Annotated in this window: 15 protein-coding genes and 1 tRNA gene; 9 read left to right on the top strand and 7 right to left on the bottom strand. The window is 73.2% G+C overall.

Features of this window, described 5'->3' with window-relative positions:
* Positions 1-90: 90 nt before the first annotated feature.
* Positions 91-285, bottom strand: a complete 195-nt coding sequence (gene fxsA / locus ACFV20_RS26425; protein WP_385660343.1) for an FxSxx-COOH cyclophane-containing RiPP peptide — start codon at positions 283-285, stop codon at positions 91-93.
* Positions 286-541: 256 nt separating this feature from the next.
* Between fxsA and ACFV20_RS26420 the strand changes: the two genes are divergently transcribed.
* The 3 genes from ACFV20_RS26420 (at position 542) to ACFV20_RS26410 (ending at position 4922) form a co-directional block, all read left to right on the top strand.
* Positions 542-1765: an FxsB family cyclophane-forming radical SAM/SPASM peptide maturase gene (locus ACFV20_RS26420; protein WP_385660340.1), complete on the top strand. Its 1224-nt coding sequence runs from the start codon at positions 542-544 to the stop codon at positions 1763-1765.
* A gap of 20 nt (positions 1766-1785) precedes the next feature.
* Positions 1786-3129, top strand: a complete 1344-nt coding sequence (locus ACFV20_RS26415) for an aKG-HExxH-type peptide beta-hydroxylase (RefSeq protein WP_385660337.1) — start codon at positions 1786-1788, stop codon at positions 3127-3129.
* Positions 3130-3239: 110 nt separating this feature from the next.
* The gene (locus ACFV20_RS26410) at positions 3240-4922 is read left to right on the top strand and encodes an FAD-dependent monooxygenase (RefSeq protein ID WP_385660334.1); all 1683 of its coding nucleotides are present in this window, start codon (positions 3240-3242) and stop codon (positions 4920-4922) included.
* 100 nt (positions 4923-5022) lie between these two features.
* Here ACFV20_RS26410 and ACFV20_RS26405 read toward each other — a convergent pair whose 3' ends face one another.
* The 3 genes from ACFV20_RS26405 to ACFV20_RS26395 form a co-directional block, all read right to left on the bottom strand.
* A complete protein-coding gene (locus ACFV20_RS26405; RefSeq protein WP_372486533.1) occupies positions 5023-5100 on the bottom strand; it encodes a 50S ribosomal protein bL37 in 78 nt (25 codons plus the stop codon).
* Positions 5101-5331: 231 nt separating this feature from the next.
* Positions 5332-5405, bottom strand: a tRNA-Pro gene (locus ACFV20_RS26400).
* 43 nt (positions 5406-5448) lie between these two features.
* The gene (locus tag ACFV20_RS26395) at positions 5449-5694 is read right to left on the bottom strand and encodes a hypothetical protein (RefSeq protein WP_385660332.1); all 246 of its coding nucleotides are present in this window, start codon (positions 5692-5694) and stop codon (positions 5449-5451) included.
* A gap of 256 nt (positions 5695-5950) precedes the next feature.
* Here ACFV20_RS26395 and ACFV20_RS26390 point away from each other — a divergent pair, with 256 nt between their 5' ends.
* The gene (locus ACFV20_RS26390; protein ID WP_385660329.1) at positions 5951-6295 is read left to right on the top strand and encodes a cupin domain-containing protein; all 345 of its coding nucleotides are present in this window, start codon (positions 5951-5953) and stop codon (positions 6293-6295) included.
* A gap of 240 nt (positions 6296-6535) precedes the next feature.
* Here the strand turns inward: ACFV20_RS26390 and ACFV20_RS26385 are convergent, their stop codons facing one another.
* Positions 6536-7540: a LacI family DNA-binding transcriptional regulator gene (locus ACFV20_RS26385; RefSeq protein ID WP_385660326.1), complete on the bottom strand. Its 1005-nt coding sequence runs from the start codon at positions 7538-7540 to the stop codon at positions 6536-6538.
* A 133-nt stretch (positions 7541-7673) separates the two neighbouring features.
* Here ACFV20_RS26385 and ACFV20_RS26380 point away from each other — a divergent pair, with 133 nt between their 5' ends.
* Complete coding sequence (locus ACFV20_RS26380) at positions 7674-8837, top strand: Gfo/Idh/MocA family protein (RefSeq protein ID WP_385660324.1); 1164 nt, start codon at positions 7674-7676, stop codon at positions 8835-8837.
* Positions 8838-8846: 9 nt separating this feature from the next.
* On the opposite strand, the gene ACFV20_RS26375 is transcribed toward ACFV20_RS26380, so the two are convergent.
* The gene (locus tag ACFV20_RS26375; protein WP_385660321.1) at positions 8847-9458 is read right to left on the bottom strand and encodes a TMEM175 family protein; all 612 of its coding nucleotides are present in this window, start codon (positions 9456-9458) and stop codon (positions 8847-8849) included.
* A gap of 63 nt (positions 9459-9521) precedes the next feature.
* Positions 9522-10553, bottom strand: a complete 1032-nt coding sequence (locus ACFV20_RS26370) for a LacI family DNA-binding transcriptional regulator (RefSeq protein WP_385660318.1) — start codon at positions 10551-10553, stop codon at positions 9522-9524.
* A 108-nt stretch (positions 10554-10661) separates the two neighbouring features.
* On the opposite strand from ACFV20_RS26370, the gene ACFV20_RS26365 reads away from it, so the two are divergent.
* The 4 genes from ACFV20_RS26365 to ACFV20_RS26350 all read left to right on the top strand — a co-directional run bounded on the left by ACFV20_RS26365 (position 10662) and on the right by ACFV20_RS26350 (position 14428).
* Positions 10662-11819, top strand: coding sequence for a phytanoyl-CoA dioxygenase family protein (locus ACFV20_RS26365; protein WP_385660316.1), 1158 nt, complete (start codon positions 10662-10664; stop codon positions 11817-11819).
* A gap of 8 nt (positions 11820-11827) precedes the next feature.
* Complete coding sequence (locus ACFV20_RS26360) at positions 11828-12604, top strand: SDR family oxidoreductase (RefSeq protein WP_385660314.1); 777 nt, start codon at positions 11828-11830, stop codon at positions 12602-12604.
* Positions 12605-12725: 121 nt separating this feature from the next.
* Positions 12726-13730, top strand: coding sequence for a Gfo/Idh/MocA family oxidoreductase (locus ACFV20_RS26355; RefSeq protein ID WP_385660312.1), 1005 nt, complete (start codon positions 12726-12728; stop codon positions 13728-13730).
* A 311-nt stretch (positions 13731-14041) separates the two neighbouring features.
* Positions 14042-14428, top strand: a complete 387-nt coding sequence (locus tag ACFV20_RS26350) for a hypothetical protein (RefSeq protein ID WP_385660310.1) — start codon at positions 14042-14044, stop codon at positions 14426-14428.
* Positions 14429-14492 lie beyond the last annotated feature (64 nt).

Here is a 14492-nt window from a genome sequence, read left to right as displayed (position 1 = left end):
TGGGGCTCGACAGTCAGGGACGGTCAGTATAAGACGGGTTGCCCCTGATCAGGCGGTTTCGCGTGAGGGCCGCGTCGGCGCGGGGGCCGGTCATTGGCTCTCGTTGTGGCCGGTGACGAAGGGCTCGTCGGGGTCGCCGCCGGTGCGCAGCCTGCGCAGGGTCTCGCCCAGTACGGAGGGCGGCAGCGCGGCGAGGTCGTCCAGGGGCACGTCGGTGAGGTCCAGTACGACGGACTCCAGGGCGGCCTCGTCCCGCTCGGCACCCGCTTCCTCGAGCTCTGCCATGGCCCATCCTCCGCGGTGCCCGACCAACCGCCGTGTGGCGGCTCTCCACGCCCGGCGCCTGCGTGTCCCGGGACTCGGTGTCCAGTGTTGACGTCCCCACGGGCCACCGCGGGAAAACGGCGACTTTCGGGCGGTGGCGGCCCGGACGACGGATTCTCGATGTTGACGGCCCGTCACCCTCACCGAATACTGGGCCCGATGGCGTGGACCGGCCGGACGGGCACGGGCCGGTCGGCATGCGAACCGGGGGGTGCGTATGAATCGGCTGCGCCACGCGGAGCCGCCGTGGCCGGTCGCGGCCGACGTCGCGGCCAGGGAGGCGGCGGGCTGGGTGCCCGTGCCGTTGCACTCCTTCGTCCTGAAGGTGCACAGCCGCTGCGACCTCGCCTGCCGGTACTGCTACATGTACCGCTCACGGGACCGCGGTTGGCGTGAGCAGCCGCGCCTCATGACGCCGGAGACGGTGGATCGCACGGCCGGCCGCATCGCGGAGCACCTCGCGGCGCACGGCGTGCGTGAGGCCGCGGTGGTGCTGCACGGGGGCGAGCCGCTGCTGGCCGGTGAGTCCGCGGTCGGACGCACCGTCTCGGCCCTGCGTGCCGCGGCCGGTCCCGGCGTACGGCTGCACGTTTCCCTGCAGACCAACGGCGTGCGGCTGAGCGAGCGCTGGCTCGACCTGTGCGCCGAGCACGGCATCCGGATCTCGGTCAGCCTGGACGGGGACCGCGCGGCTCATGACCGGCACCGCCGCGGCGCGGACGGGCGCGGCAGCCACGCCCGGGTCGCCGACGCGCTGCACCGCCTGGCCGACGGGCCCCATCGCGAGCTGTTCGCGGGCCTGTTGTGCGCCATCGACCTGCGCAACGATCCGGTGCGCTGCTACGAGCACCTGCTGACGTACCGCCCGCCCGCGGTGGACTTCCTGCTGCCGCAGGGCAATTGGGGGACGCTCCCACCGGGGCTGGGCCCGGGCACGCCGTACGCGGACTGGCTGTGGCGGGTGTTCGAGCGGTGGTACGGGGCGGGACGGCGGGAGACCCGGGTGCGGCTGCTGGAGGACATGATGGCGCTGCTGCTCGGCGGGACCCCGCAGACGGAGGTGCTGGGCCTGGCCCCGGTGAGGTACGCGGTGGTGGAGACGGACGGCTCCCTCGCCCAGGACGACACGCTGCGCACCGCGTACGACGGCGCCTCCGGGACGGGTCTGCACGTCGGGCGCGATTCCTTCGACGCGCTGCTGCGCCATCCGGGTGTCGCGGCCCGGCAGTGGGGGGCCGACGGTCTGTCCGCGCAGTGCCGTGCGTGCCGGCTGCGGCAGGTGTGCGGGGGCGGGCACTACGCCCACCGCTACCGTGCGGCCACCGGGTTCGCCAATCCCAGTGTCTACTGCGCCGATCTGACGGCGCTGATCACGCGGGTCAGGGGGCGGCTGGCCGCGGACCTGGACGGGCTGCGCGCCGCTGCGGCGGAAGCGGCATGACGGGGCCGGTGCCGCTTCGTGTGCCGGGAAGGATCTTCACCGCGCTCGCTTCGGGCGGCGGCGGGGCAGGGGCCCTGCGCCTGCTGGCCCGCGCCGAGCACAGCCGCCGGCTGGCCTGCGCGCTGGCCGTGACGGAGACCGCCGGTGCGGTCGGCGGCGGCGTGGCCGACGCCGCCGCGCACGCGTGGGACGTGCTCAGGGCCGCCCACCGGACCGACCCGGAGGCCGTGGCGGCGGTCCTGTCCCATCCGTCGGCGGGTACCGCGCTGACGGGTCTGCTGGCCCGGCTGGACCGGGTCGTCGCGGCCGGGCCCGGGGCGGCGTGCGCGCCGCCCGTGCACTGGTTCAGCGCGCTGGCCGCGGCCGCCGCGGTCCGCGCGGGCGTGCCCGGACGGGTGCGGTGGGCCTTGGTGACGGACGAGGTGTTCCTGCCCTCGCTCGGCGGTGCCCGCTTTCCCGGGGCCCGGCCCGGTGACCTGGCCGAGGTGGTCGTGGACACGGACGGCGCGGCCAGGATCCAGGTGGCGGGAGGCAGTTGCCGGGCCCGCCCGGTCGAGGTTCCGCGGGCCCCGTCCGGGCCGTCGGGCAGGTGGCGGGCGGCGCACCGGCTCGTGGTGCCGGACGGAGGTGCGCCGCTGCTCCTGGACGACGCCGACCCGCTGCGCTTCCCCGGTGTCCCCGCGCGGCCGCTGGGACTGACGCAGGACGACCTGTGCCGGTGGCGGAGCACGGCCCGGGAGGCCTGCCGTCTGCTGCGGGACCACCACCCGCAGACCTACGCCGAACTCACCGCCGGTCCACGCACGTTGGTCCCGGTCGACCGCCCGGGCAGCTTCAGCGGCAGCAGCGCGGAGGCGTTCGGCGCCATGGCGATGTCCCGGCCGCGCTCCGCGCGGGGCCTGGCCCTGTCCATGGCGCACGAGATGCAGCACGCCAAGTTCGCCGCCGTACTGCACCTGTTCGACCTCTTCGAGCCGGACGGCGAGGAGCTCTACTACGCCCCCTGGCGCCCCGATCCGCGCCCGTTGCTCGGTCTCTTCCACGGGGCCTACGCGCACCTGGGCGTGGCGGACTTCTGGGACCGCCGCCGGGCCGTGGAGCGGGACCCTGCCGAACGCGCCCTGGCCGAGGCGCAGTTCGCCCGCTGGCGGGTGGGCGCCCGGCAGGCCACCGAGGTGCTGCTGGCCTCCGGTCGCCTCACCGCCCTGGGCGAGCACTTCGCGCAGACGATGCTGGACACGCTCGACACCCTGTGCCGCCTTCCCGTCCCGGCCGAGGCCCGCCGCCGGGGCATGGCCCTGGCGGCGGACCACCGGGCGCAGTGGGTCCGCAGGAACGGGGTGCCGGAGGCGCAGCTGATCTGACCGCCCCGGGCCCGCCGGCCTGCCGTGGGCCGCGGTGGAGTCGCTGTCCCCCGCCCGGCGGTGGACCATGGAGGCAGAAGCCGAAGGGGGGCTCCGGGCAGGAGATAACGGTGGTGGACACGGACGTACTGGTCGTGGGCGCGGGCCCGGTCGGGCTGACCGCGGCGGCGGAGCTGCGACGGCAGGGGGTCCGCTGCCGGATCATCGACCGGCTGCCGGCCCGGCTGCCGTACGCCAAGGCGGTGGGTGTCCAGCCGCGCACGCTGGAGGCCTGGGACCGGATGGGCCTGGTGCGGGCGGCCCTGGAGGCCGCCGTGCCGCTGCGCGGGCAGCTGACGTACGCCGACGGCGTCGAGCAGGCGCGCTTCGAGCTGCGGCTGCCGCCGGAGGTCCCCTACGCCTTCGCGGCCCTGCCGCAGTACGAGACGGAGCGGATCATCGAGGAGCACCTCGCCCGCTTCGGCACCGGCGTCGAGCGGGGCACGGAGCTGCTGGGGTTCACCCAGGACGAGGGCGGGGTCGTGAGCAGGATCGGCACGGCGTCCGGTGCCCGGGAAGAGCTGCGGACGCGCTTCCTGATCGGCTGCGACGGGGCGCACAGCATCGTCCGCAAAGGGCTCGGGCTCACCTTCGAGGGGGGCGCGTTCCCGGAGGAGTACATGCTCGCCGACGTGGAGGTGGACTGGAGCCGGCCGGAGGGCTACGGGGTGCGGTCCCTGCACCACGGCGCCGACGGCCGCGTCGACGACGCCCTGGTCTGCATCCCGTTGCCCGGGGACCGCCGGTACCGCATGTCGATGCTGGTGCCGCCCGAGCTCTCGGCGAAGAGCGAGCAGCCCGCGCGGGGCGAGACGGCCCATGGCCTGGAGGGTGGGCGCGCACCCCGCCTCGAGCACATCCAGGCGGTCGTCGACCGGCTGTCGCCGGAACCCGCCACCGTGTCCGCCCTGCGCTGGTCGTCGGTGTTCCGCATCAGTCACCGCATCGTCGACCGGTACGCGGTGGGCCGGGTCTTCGTCGCCGGGGACGCCGCGCACATCCACCCGCCGACCGGCGCGCAGGGCATGAACACCGGCATCCAGGACGCCTGCAACCTGGCCTGGAAACTGGCCCTCTGCCTCGACGGCGGCGCGCATCCACGGCTGCTCGACAGCTACGACGCCGAACGCCGGCCCGTCGGCGAGGAGGTCGTCGGACGCACGGTCCGGCACGCCACCGCGGGCGGCGTCCAGGCCGCGAAGGACGACACGACAACGGTGATCCTGCGCGAGGCACAACTGCTCGTCGCCTACCCGGACAGCCCCCTGAACGCGACGAACGGCACGGGCCCCGGCGACGCGGACTCACCCGGACCGGCCCCGGGCGAACGGGCGCCCGACTGCCGCGGGCTCACCACCAGCCTGGCGACGAATCCCCTGCGTCTCTACGACCTGCTGCGCGACCGCGGGCACGTCCTGGTCCTGTACGCCGACTCGGCGGACGCGCTCACGGCCTGCCGCGAGACCGCCCACGCCGCGGACCGGCTGACCGGCGGCAAGCTGCCCGCGTTCGTGGTCGCCGCCGGGGACGCGGAGACGGCGGGGGCCTCCCGCGTGCCGGGCGGCGCGAACGGCGGGCACCTGCCCGTGTTCCGGGACACGGCGGGAGAGTTCGCACGACTGTACGGCGCGCGGGGTGCGACGGCCTTCCTGGTCCGCCCGGACGGCTATCTCGCCGCCCGCCTCGGACGGCTCGCGGCCACGGGAACGGAGTCCGCGCCGGCGGACGCCCTCGGGCGGATCTTCCGCCTGTGACGGCCGCCGGACGGCGAAGCGGCTTTGACAGCCTGCGAACGCAAACGGGCGGGTGGCACCGGCCACCCGCCCGTTCGTGTCGGCGCGCCCGCGCGATCCTTCAGGACTGCGGACGGCGGCCGTGGTTCGCGCCGTTCTTGCGGCGGGCCTTCTTCTTGCGACGTCGCTTCGAGGACATCGGACCTCCTCTTTCCGGCTCTCGGTCACCATCCACCGGATTGCCGCGTCCGGTGACTACAGAGCCACTTTCCAACGGGCGCGAACGCAAACACGGACGCTGCGAATGCACACGAGTGGCCTACGTCACGACAGGGGTGGGCGGCCCGACCACGGCCGAACCCGGGCGTGGACAAACTCAAGGGCTGTTTCGGATGCCTCCGAAACAGCCCTTGCCGGTGACTCGTACGAGTCGGGACGACAGGATTTGAACCTGCGACCCCTTGACCCCCAGTCAAGTGCGCTACCAAGCTGCGCCACGTCCCGATGTGTCCCACGCGGGTGAACCGCGTGATCACGCAGGTCAACCCTACCGCATGGGCACCCGTCCCCCGGTCCGCGCCGACGGCCCGTCCGGGCGGCGGGTCCAGCCCGCGAGTCCCACCGTCGACACCGCGACGGCGAGGACGGCCCACCAAGGGAGTCCGGCCTGGGTGGCGAGCCCCGCGAAGGCCGCGACGCCCAGGAGGACCGTGGCCACGCCTCCGGTGAGTTCGGCTCGCCGCGCGGACCGTTCCCGTGCCTCGTCCACGTCCTTCTCCCCCTTCACCCGCACGCTCGCACGCTCGCATCCCTCGGCCGTCACACCGGCCGGGCATATGCCGCAAACAATACGCGAGTCGGAGGGAACTCCCGACCAGGGCATAGGGGTTGAGACGGGCAGAGGGGCCTCGCCCTCGTGTCCGCGGCAGCACCGGGCAGGCGGGGACCCCGATGCGCGCACCGGGGGCGACGGAGTGTCCGCCCCGCCCGCTCGCGACCCCACACTCTGTCCAGGCCGCTCCCCCGCTCACCAGGGCTAGGGTCACCGCATGACGCACAGCTTCGTACTGCACATCCCCGACGCCGAGCTCGAACCCGAGCCCCTCGCGCCCGGGCAGATCGTCTCCGGGACGCCCGAGGTGACCGGGAAGGTGGTCTGGGAGTCGGAGGACGGCCGTCAGGTGCGGGGCGTCTGGCAGATCACCCCCGGTGTGGTCACCGACACCGAGGCCGACGAACTGTTCGTCGTGATCAGCGGGTCGGCGACGATCGAGGTCGAGGGCGGGCCGACGCTCACGGTCGGGCCGGGCGACATGGCCGTCCTGCGCGAGGGCGACCGCACGACGTGGACGGTGCACGAAACCCTGCGCAAGGCGTACGCGATCAACCTCTGAGCGGAGCCCACGCGACATCCGAGCGGCCTCCGGGCGTCATCCGCGCAGTATGCCGACTGCGCCTGCGCGGTCCCCGGTGCCCGGGTCTCCGAGGGGCGCGTCTCGTCACCACCCGGCGCGCGCCCCGTCTCCGAGCAGTACCCGCGCCGGTGTTCGCGCGGCGCGAGCCCGGCGCACGGCGCGAGCCGGTCAGGGGCCGGGAGCAGTCAGGGGCCGAGCGCGGTCGGCGGCCGGGCGCGGTCAGGGGCCGGGCGCGGGGGCCGTCGTCCCGCGGATCTCCAGGGTGGGCGAAGCGAGTCGGACGCGGCCCGGGAGGCCGGCGTCCTCGAAGCGTTCCAGGAGGCAGCGGGCCGCGCGGCGGCCGACCTCGTGGCTCGAGTTGTCGACCGTCGTCAGCCACACGTGCCGCAGCCGGGCGATGCTCGTGTTGTCGTAGCCGACGACGGACAGCTCGTGCGGGACGCGCAGGCCAAGTTCCCCGGCCGCCGAGAGCGCGCCGATCGCCGCGATGTCGTTGACGGCGAAGACGGCCGTGGGCCGGTCGGGGCGGCTGAGCAGCCGGACGGTCGTGCGGTAGCCGCCCTCCTCGGTCATGTCGCTCGGCTCGACCAGCGCCTCGTCCGCGAGACCGTGCCGGCGCATCGTCGCCTCGAAGCTCCGGCGGCGCAGCTCGCCCACCGCTCCGTAGCCGGCGATGTGCGCGATCCGGTGGTGGCCCAGGCCGATCAGGTGCTCGGTCACCAGACGGGCTCCGCGCTCGTCGTCGCCCGCCACCACGTCGACGCCCGGCGGCGCCGGTTCGCGGGAGCCGGCCAGGACGACCGGGATGCGCCCGGCCGCGTCCTCGAGCGCCGCCGGATCGGGCAGTGTGCCGACCACGACCAGGCCGTCGACGCGCAGGTCCAGCAGCGGGTCGGCCGGGTCCTGGCCGGTGCGGCGGTTGAGGCGGGCGTCGGCCAGCAGCATGCGCAGGCCGCCTGCGTGCAGCAGGGAGTTGAGGCCGTCGAGGAGGTCGACGAACCAGGGGTTGCGCAGATCGTTCAGGAGGACGCCGACCGTGCGGGTGCGCCGCTCGCTGAGGCTGCGGGCGGCGGCGTTGGGGCGGTAGCCGAGCTCCCCGGCCGCCCGGAGCACGGCGTCCCGCTTCTCGGGGCGCACCTGGTCGGAGCCGCGCAGCACGAGGGAGACCAGCGACTTCGAGACACCGGCCCGCTCGGCCACGTCCCGGATCGTCGGCGGTCTCATGGGATGGACCGTTCCATGGGGTGGTGCGGGTTGTCAAAGGAGGCGGCACGGCCCGTCAGAGGGTTGACAGCGTCGGCAGGCCCCGCCCAGGGTGGCCTGGACAGGTTCTGGAACGGTCCAAAGAGGGGCTCTCATGGTGGACACGCTCGGCGTCGCCGTCATCGGATTCGGCTGGATGGGGCGGGTGCACACCCAGGCCTACGCGCGCGTGCGGCACCACTACCCGCAGCTGCCCCTCGCCCCGGAACTGGTCACGGTCGCCGAGGAGGTGCCGGGCCGGGCCGAGGAGGCCGCCGCCCAGTTCGGGTTCGCCTCCGCGACCCGGGACTGGCGCGAGGTGGCCGCCGATCCGCGGGTGCGGGCGGTCAGCATCACCGCGCCGAACTTCCTGCACCGTGAGATCGGCGTCGCCATGGCCGAGGCGGGCAAGCACATCTGGATCGAGAAGCCGGTGGGTCTGACCGCCGAGGACGCCGGCGCCGTCGCGGACGCCGTCGCCGCGGCCGGAGTGCAGGGCACGGTGGGCTTCAACTACCGCAACGCGCCCGCCGTCGAAGCGGCCCGCGAGCTGATCACGGGAGGCGAGATCGGGACGGTCACGCACCTGCGCATCCGGCTGTTCAGCGACTACGCGGCGCACCCCGAAGGCGCGCTGACGTGGCGCTACGAGCGGGAGCGGGGCGGCAGCGGGGTCCTGGGCGACCTGGCCTCGCACGGCGTGGACCTGGCCCGGCACCTGGTCGGCGACATCGCGTCCCTGACGGCCGACACGGCGGTCTTCGTCCCGGAGCGGGCCCGCCCGTCCGGCGCCACGGCCGGTCACAGCCGTGCCGCCGGAGGGGAACTCGGCCCGGTCGAGAACGAGGACTACGTCGGCTGCCTGCTGCGCTTCGCCTCCGGCGCACGCGGCGTCCTGGAGGCCTGCCGGGTGTCGGTGGGCGAGCAGAACAACTACGGCTTCGAGGTGCACGGCACGAAGGGCGCGGTGTTCTGGGACTTCCGCCGTATGAACGAGCTGGGCGTCAGCCGCGGCACCACGTACCAGGACCAGTCCGTCACCACGGTCTACGTGGGCCCGGGCCACGGCGAGTTCGCCGCGTTCCAGCCGGGCGCGGCGAACGCCATGGGGTACGACGACCTGAAGGTCGTCGAGGCGTACCGCTTCCTGCGGTCGGTCGCCGAGGGCGTCCCGCACGGAGCGACGCTCACGGACGCCGTGCACAGCGCGGCCGCGCTGGACGCGATGGCGCGGTCGGCGCAGAGCGGGAGTTGGGCGAAGGTCGGCGGGCGGGCATGACTCCCGCCCTCATGAAGGGCTGACGAGCCTGCGGCCCAGGTAGACCTTCACGGGCACGAGGGCCAGCCACATCCACATGATCCTGGGACCGGCCACCATCGCCAGCGGGACGGTCGCGAGGAAGACCACCACGGACGTGGCGCTGTCCAGGAGGTAGAGGGTGGTCGCCGCCTCGGAGGGCCTGTCGTGGCGCAGCCAGGGGCGCTTCGCCAGCACCGCGGCCACCCCCAGATGGCAGGCGGCGAGCGCGGCGACGGCGCCCGCGTACACGGCGACCGACACGGGCTGGGCGCCGTACTCGGCGAGCAGCCGGGTCGGGAAGGGTACGAGGGCCGCGACGCCGAGTCCGGCCATCGAGAGACCGATCACCTGGCCGTCGATCTCCCGCACGTCCTGGAAGATCCGCCGGTGGTCGCGCCAGAAGCTCCCGAGCACCGCGACGCTCAGCGCGTAGGCCCCGAGGTCCGGGAGCAGTTCGCGCAGGGCCGCGCGGTACGCGGCGGGGTCCAGCTCCGGTGGCACGGACAGGTCCAGGACGAGCAGCGTGATGGCGATGGCGAACACGCCGTCGGCCAGGGTCACCAGCCGCTCGGGGCCGCCGTCCGGGCGCGAGGTCCACATGGAGCGACCGTAGGGGCGGGGCCGGGACTCCCCGCGCATCCACGCCCGGTGCCGCCCCCGGGATCACACGGCCGCCTGCGGTGGCATGTTGTACGGCGTCACCACCTGGATGGCCGACGGCAGGGTCGGTCCGGCCGGCGGCAGCGCGTCGTGGGCGCGCATGACGGTGTGGCAGGCCTCGCGCACGTCCTGGCGGAGGTCGTGGTGGAGCACGGCGGACAGGCGGTGCTCGCGCAGCAGGCGGGTGTTGTCGTGGTCGAGGTCGTGCGCGACGAACACCGCGCAGTGGCGGCCGAGGTCGTCGAAGGCGCGCAGGGTGGCGATGTTGCCGCCGCCGATCGAGTACACCGCGCGGATGTCCGGGTCGCGTTCGAGTGCGGCCCGGACGAGGTCGTACTGGGTGGTGTCCAGTCCCTGGCCCTCGGCGATCTCGACCAGCGTGCGCTCCGGGTGCCGGGCGCGCATGACGCTGCGGAAGCCCATCTCGCGCTCCTCCTCGTTGCGGAAGAACCCGCTGCTGAGGCTGGTGAGGATGTTGCCGGGGCGCTCCCCCAGCCACTGGCCCATCAGATAGGCGGCCGTGGCGCCCGCCGCCCGGTCGTCTATGCCGACGTAGGCGCGGCGGGCGCTGGCGGGCAGGTCGGTCACCAGCGTCACCACCGGGATGCCAGCGGCTTCGAGCCGGCCGACCGCGGCGGTCACCTCCGGGACGTCCGGGGCCTTGAGGATCACGCCCTGCGAGCCGCGCCGGGCGATGCGGTCGAGGATCCGCACCAGCTCCGCGGCCGGGCCGGTCTCGCGGAAGTGGAAGCGGGAGCGCAGCACCGCCGGACGCAGCGACGGCAGCTCCGCCTCCAGGGCGGCGCGGATCGCGGTGGTGAAGCGCTCGGGCGCCTGCATCACGATGTCGACCATGAACGTCCGGCCGACCAGGCGCACCTGGGTGCGCTGCCGGTCGAGATCGGCGATGGCCTGGCGGACCTCCCGGGCGGTGCTCTCCCGCACCCCGCCCCTGCCGTTGAGCACCCGGTCGACGGTCGCCTCGCTCAGACCCGCCTGACGGGCGATCTCCCGGATCGGGAACGGGTGGCCCATGCGCCGGCTCCTTGAGGGGTTTTTGATGGCTCGCTGCTGGTTGTTCGAAGGGTTTGTACTGACAAGAATGACAGGGCTGCGTCGCTCCGTGACCCCGAAGGGACGACGATGTCCTTCACTTCCGTACACCACCGTGCCTGGCTGTCCGAGCAGGACTGTGATCTCGACGCGTTCCGTGACCTGGTCGAACGGGCGACGGACCCCGCCGACTACCCGCATGCCTTCGCGGTCGAGCGGAACGTGCCCGTCTACGACTGCGGGCTGCTCGAAGGCGACCGGGTGGTCCAGGCCGAGCTGGTGCGGGCGCTCGCCGACGGGCCCGGCATCGTGGTCTTCCGCGGTGCCTTCCCCGACCCGGACGTCGTGGACCGGGCCACCGCCGTGTTCGAGGCGCTGATCGCCGAGCAGCGTGCCTCGGGCGCCGCCGCCGGAGACCACTTCGCGGCGCCCGGTGCCAACGACCGGGTGTGGAACGCGCTGGAGAAGGCGGCCCTGTACGACCCGGAGGCGTTCGCCGACTACTACGCGAACGACGTCCTGGCGCTGGTGGCCACCGCCTGGCTGGGCCCGGGCTATCAGGTCACCTCCCAGCTGAACGTGGTCAACCCGGGCGGCGCCGCCCAGACCGCGCACCGCGACTACCACCTGGGCTTCCTGTCGAACGAGGTCGCCGCCGCCTATCCGGCGCATGTCCACCGCCTCTCCCCCGTGCTGACGCTCCAGGGCGCGGTCGCGCACTGCGACATGCCGGTGGAGTCCGGGCCGACGATGTACCTGCCGCACTCGCAGAAGTACGAGCCGGGCTATCTCGCCTGGCGGCGCCCGGAGTTCCGGGCGTACTTCGACGCGCACCAGGTCCAGTTGCCGCTCGCCAAGGGCGACGCCGTGTTCTTCAACCCGGCGCTCTTCCACGCGGCCGGCACCAACCGCTCGGCGGACATCCGGCGCATGGCGAACCTGCTCCAGGTGTCGTCCGCCTTCGGCCGCGCGATGGAGACGGTGGACCGGGAGGCCGTGGCCAACGCGGTGTACCCGGTTCTCCTGCGGCGCAAGGCCGAGGGCGCCGACCAGGCATGGCTGGACCAGGTGGTCGCGGCGAGCGCCGAGGGCTACCCCTTCCCCACCAACCTCGACGGCGATCCGCCCGTCGACGGACTGGCACCGCCCTCGCAGGCGGACCTGGTGCGGCGCGCGCTGCGCGAGGGGTGGACGCCGCAGGCGCTCCGGGCGGAGCTGCGGGCCGGTGCCGAACGGCGAGAGAGCTGAGGAACCCGATGGGACTTCTCGACGACAAGGTCGTCCTGGTCAACGGCGGCAGCCAGGGGGTCGGCGCGGCCGTCGCGCGGGCCGCGGTACGCGAGGGGGCGGTCGTGACGGTGACCGGGCGGCGCCCGGAGCCCGGTGAGGCGCTGGTGGAGGAGCTGACCGCCGCGGGCGGCAAGGCCCTGTACGTACGGGCCGACCTGTCGGACGCCGGGCAGGCCCTGGCCTCCGTGGGCCGGGTCGTCGAGACGTACGGCCGGGTCGACTGCCTGGTGAACTCCGCCGGCCTGACGTCCCGGGGCACGCTGCTGGACACCACGCCCGAGCTGTTCGACCAGCACATCGGGATCAACCTCAAGGGCCCATTCTTCGCGATGCAGGCGGCGGTGTCGGACATGGTGGGCCGTCAGGCGCCCGGCACGATCGTCAACATCATCACCTCGTCGGCGCACGGCGGGCAGCCGTTCCTCGCGCCGTACGTCGCCGCCAAGGCCGGGCTGATCGGGCTGACCCGCAACGCGGCGCACGCGCACCGGTGGGACCGGGTCCGGATCAACGGGCTCAACATCGGCTGGACGGCGACGGAGGGCGAGGACGCCACGCAGAAGGCGTTCCACGGGGCGGGTGACGACTGGCGCGAGTCGGCCGCGGCGAAGCTGCCGATGGGCAAGCTGGGCCAGCCGGACGAGATCGCCGACTTCGTCGTGTTCCTGCTGTCGGAGCGGTCCGGGGTGGTCACCGGGTCGGTGATCGACTGGGACCAGAACGTCCTTGGAGGACTCGACTGAGGACGTGCCGCGCCCGCTCGTCGGTCGCGTGCGGCGCCCTCGTGGCTGATCGCGCAGTTCCCCGCGCCCCGAAAAGCGAGGGCGCAGCACCACCCCCCGTTCACCCCTAGGAGCAACACCCATGCGTATCGGAATCCTCGGCCTCGGCCGTATCGGCGCCTTCCACGCCGAGACCCTCTCCGGACTCGACGCCGTCGACTCCCTCGTCCTGACCGACCCGTTCGCGGACGCCGCCAAGAGTGCCGCCGAGCGGTTCGGGGCCGAGGTCGTGGACTCGCCGGAGGCGCTGCTGGCCGCCGGTGTGGACGGCATCGTCGTCGCCGCCGCCACGGACGCCCACCCGGCGCTGATCCTGGCCGGTGTCGAGGCCGGTGTCCCCGTGTTCTGCGAGAAGCCCGTGGCCAAGACGATGGCCGAGGGTGTCGAGGTGCTCAAGGCTGTCGCCGGGCGGGACGTGCCGATCCAGATCGGTTACAACCGCCGTTTCGACACCGGGTTCGTCAACGCCCGGGCGGCCGTGCACAGCGGTGAGCTCGGCAAGCTGCACACGGTCCGTTCGACCACGCTGGACCCGGCGCCGCCGCCGGCCGCGTACATCGCCGCCTCCGGTGGCATCTTCCGAGACTGCTCGGTGCACGACTTCGACATCATCCGCTGGGTGACCGGCCGTGAGGTGACCGAGGTGTACGCCGTGGGCGGCAACCGGGGCGCCGAGTACATCAAGGAGGCCGGGGACGCCGACACCACCGGCGCGATCCTCACCCTCGACGACGGCACCCTAGCGGTGGTGTCCAACTCCCGGCACAACGCCCGTGGTTACGACGTCCGCATGGAGATCCACGGCTTCCAGGACTCCATCGCCGTCGGCCTGGAGGACAAGCTGCCGCTGCGCTCGGTCGAGCCCGGGGTGACCTTCCCGGCGGGCACGCCGCACGACTTCTTCATGGACCGCTTCACCGAGGCCTACCGCGCCGAACTGACCGCGTTCACCGAGGTCGTCGCCGGCACCCGCCCCTCCCCCTGCACGATCGAGGACGCCCTGGAGGCGGGCTGGATCGCCGACGCCTGCACCCTGTCCCTGCACGAGCACCGCCCCGTGACGATCGAGGAGGTACGGCGGGCCTGAGCGGCCCGGCGCGACGGGCTCGGCGCGGCGTATCGGGCGGCGGGGTTCGAGCGGCGTCCTCGTACGGCACGCGCCGGTGTCAGCTGAAAGGGCAGAACCGAATACGAACCCCGGATCCTGGGCGTGACGGATATCCCGGACACTCCAGGAATTTACTAAAACTCTCTGGGCCGATCCGAAATGGCGGACCTCCTCCAAAAAGGCACACGCAAGTTTCCGGGGAACAGCCGCCCGATACATCAATCCATGTAGCCTCCAACTGACCAGTGCGCCACAGGAAGTGGCGTCCGGGGGAACAAGGAGGCAACAACATGAGGGTCAGGAGACTGATCGGCGCCGGGGTCGCAGCAGTGGCGATGACGGCCATGGCATCCGCACCGGCATCTGCCGACGAGACGGTCACCGGGGGCAACGTGGAAATGGTGATTTTCGGCAGCGGTACGCACGTCAGCTCGGTCACCGTCCACGGGCTCCCGGAACCGCAGGGACCTGCCCAGTATCAGTTCACCTATTTCGCCACCACATCACCGACCAAGACGCACACCATGATTTGCGGTGGCAGCAGCACGGGTGGCAGCTGCACTCACAAGTTCAAAATTGACGCCACATACGCCAAGGGCGTCGGAATCAAGAGCTGCGGGTCGATCAAGCGTGTCGACAACCAGCAGATCCTCGGGACCGCCTGCAAGAAGTGGTGACGGAGTAAAGCCGCGCCTGGCGCGGCGCACTCCACGATGATTGCGGACGTGGGGGCCGGGCCCC

Origin of the sequence: Streptomyces sp. NPDC059696 (assembly GCF_042733745.1) — a bacterium.
GTDB lineage: Bacteria > Actinomycetota > Actinomycetes > Streptomycetales > Streptomycetaceae > Streptomyces.
Note: the sequence above shows the minus strand (reverse complement) of the source record. Positions and strands in the feature narration are given on the sequence as shown.